Below are 3,005 nucleotides of genomic sequence, written 5' to 3'. Positions count from 1 at the left end.
GACGCCTCCTTTATACTTAGTGAAGAAAGGTGCGAAGTCAGATTACGCATGGAACGATGACCAACGTGACCGTTTGGTAGACCAATTCAAAGGATCTGGACCAGCTTCTTCAGTTGGTGTACAGCGTTACAAAGGTTTGGGAGAGATGAATGCGGAACAACTTTGGGATACAACCATGAACCCGGAGGGAAGAACGTTGCGTCAGGTAACTATTGAAAACGCTGCAGAAAGTGATCAGATTTTCTCTATGTTGATGGGAGACGAAGTTCCACCTCGTAAAGAGTTTATCGAGAAACACGCCAAGTATGCGAATATTGATATTTAATACATAATCTTATGTATTATGAAGCCCTTCTCAATTTGAGAAGGGCTTTTTTGTTACTTTTAATCACCCTTGTTATTCAATATATAAAACACTATGAAGCATTTTCTTTTATCATTATGTATTCTGATGAGTTTTATAGCGTCCGCTGGAAGGAATAAACAGGATACGCTTACTCTAGAGTTATATATGAGTTATGATACGATATTGACAGATCTAGGCTCAGAGGTTACTTTACACTTTGGTGAGGTTTATAACTTTCAAAAAATCGATAGAAAGCATGCTGATTATGTATTAACTTATTCTTGTGAAAGTATAGAAGATACATTATTGAAATTGTTGGAGGTTTACAACATTTCGGATTACAGTGAACACAGTTATTACACCTCTGAGTTCATGGATGGAATAAGGGTAGGTAGTCGCATGATGAAAAGTGTGATTTTCTATTTACCAAAAACCTTCAAACCTATCGACGTACATAGTAGGCTACTGGGTAAAATGCCAAAATATGCACTAGAGAAATTCCATTCTTCTTTAAAAATTGCCCCTGTAGATGAAGTTAAAATAAGTAATTCCTTAAAAGAAAGTTTAAGAGATTCAATTTATAATTTACACACTTATTATTCAGAAAAGTCTGTTGATACGATACTCAATATAACCGTTGTCAGTATTAATTTTTCGAGTGGAATTAGAAATCCGCTCTCTTTTGAAGATAGAGCTAGAACATTGTATATTGATAAGAGGCCAAAACGTTGTGTACTTTCAGTGATGTATGGTATGCAATATATTTTAAAAGAAGAATAAAAATTAATCCATGCATGTAACTTTTCCACCTATTCATAGTCTAACAGTAGTTAGACTATACAATATGAAATTTATCAATTACCTATTAGCCTTAATTCTAGCCTTATTGTTTGGGTCCTGTTCTATCTTTCGTTCAGAAATGGCCAACCCCAAAAAAGAAGGAAAGATTCCAAAGTTTAGCGAAGAACAAATTCTATTGGGAGAGTTAACCTCCTTTAGAACTTGTTTTGACGTTAACTATTACAACTTGAATTTATCTGTAGACGCCGAAAATAAAGGGCTTTCAGGAACTGTTTTTATACACGCGAAGGCAACTGAAGATTTTGATACCTTACAGATAGACCTCCATCCAAATTTTGAAATAACTTCCCTAGAAGATGCCAGTACCAATGAGCAATTAACTTTTTCTAGAAAGCACCGCGCTGTATTTGTTCAAACGACACATCATCAGGGCGAAGAATTTATTTTAAAAGCAGTCTATAAAGGTAAACCTGAAGAAGCGAAAAAAGCACCTTGGAAGGGGGGCTTTGTATGGAAAAAAGATCAAGAAGGCAAACCATGGATTGGTGTGGCTTGCGAATCGGATGGAGCGAGTCTTTGGTGGCCACTAAAAGATCATACAGCAGATGAGCCAGACAGTGTGCGGATGACCTATACGGTTCCCAAAGGTTTGATTGGCGTAGGAAACGGTGTCTTAGAAAACACAAAAGAGAACGCAAATACAACGAGTTTTACCTGGTTTGTATCTTATCCCATCAATACCTATAATGTTACCATTTATGTGGGCGACTTTGTATTGGTCCAAGACACGTATAAAGGTTTGGAAGGCGATGATTTAATGCTGAATTATTATGTGTTGAAATCGCATGCGGAAAAAGCGGAGAAACATTTTAAACAAACCCATCATATTTTAAAGGTATATGAAAGAACATTTGGTTTGTACCCTTGGTATAAAGATGGATTTAAAATGATTGAATCACCTTATGCAGGAATGGAGCATCAATCAGCCATTGCCTATGGAAATGGATATCAAAATGGACGTTTTTTCACTACAGACTATATTATTTTACACGAAACGGCACATGAATGGTGGGGCAATAGTATTACAGTGAAAGACTTGGCAGATGTTTGGATACAAGAAGGTTTTGCTACCTATTCAGAATCCGTGTATTATGAACAGATTTTTGGCCGGCGATATTATGACATTAGCCTTAATAGTAACCGATCAAGGATAAACAATAAATATCCTGTTGTTGGAGTAGAAGGCAGGCGTTGGTTTCATTTCCGTAAACACTCGGATGTCTATGTGAAAGGAGCTTGGATCTTGCATACGTTGAGAGAACAACTCGATAACGACACTCTCTTTTTTGATATTATCTCATCGTTTTATGATCAATACAAATATACCTTGGTGGAGTCTCAAGATTTTATTGATGTGGTTAATGCAAAAACCGGAAAAGATTACGCTTGGTTTTTTAATGTTTACCTGCATCAACATCAGAGTCCGGAGTTAAGTTATGAAATTTCATCTTCAGGTGTATTGAGTTATCGATGGACAAATGTACCTGCTAATTTCAATGCGTTAAAAGTGAAATTCATGAACAATGGAGAGGAAATGATTTTAACACCGAGTTTAGAAAGTCAAAAAGTACAATTAAAGGAATATAACCCTGCAGGGAGTTACCGTTTCAAAAAACAATCATTGTATGCCGTCAAATAATTTTTAATAGGTGAGCTTGTTTTTTTCTTTTAAATTTTAAAGGGATGTAGTAACTTGTGTGTAGACAGACGAATCACTTTAAAGTAAGAAAACATGAAAAAGCATATTAATACCTGTATTTGGCTTGATAATTCAGCAAGTGAAGCCGCTCGCTTTTAT

General features: G+C 35.9%; 2 protein-coding genes and 1 pseudogene. All 3 read left to right on the top strand.

Annotated features, from left to right (window positions below):
• Positions 1-325, top strand: a pseudogene (locus R3333_RS13805) (DNA topoisomerase IV subunit B); the annotation flags it as partial.
• 126 nt (positions 326-451) lie between these two features.
• A complete protein-coding gene (locus tag R3333_RS13800) occupies positions 452-1,126 on the top strand; it encodes a hypothetical protein (protein ID WP_318959356.1) in 675 nt (224 codons plus the stop codon).
• A 64-nt stretch (positions 1,127-1,190) separates the two neighbouring features.
• Positions 1,191-2,846, top strand: a complete 1,656-nt coding sequence (locus tag R3333_RS13795; RefSeq protein ID WP_318959355.1) for a M1 family metallopeptidase — start codon at positions 1,191-1,193, stop codon at positions 2,844-2,846.
• Positions 2,847-3,005: the final 159 nt, after the last annotated feature.

It is taken from the genome of Lishizhenia sp. (genome assembly GCF_033720595.1).
Taxonomy (GTDB): domain Bacteria; phylum Bacteroidota; class Bacteroidia; order Flavobacteriales_D; family Crocinitomicaceae; genus Lishizhenia.
The sequence above is the reverse complement of the archived record's forward strand: the minus strand, read 5'-3'. Positions and strand labels throughout refer to the sequence as shown.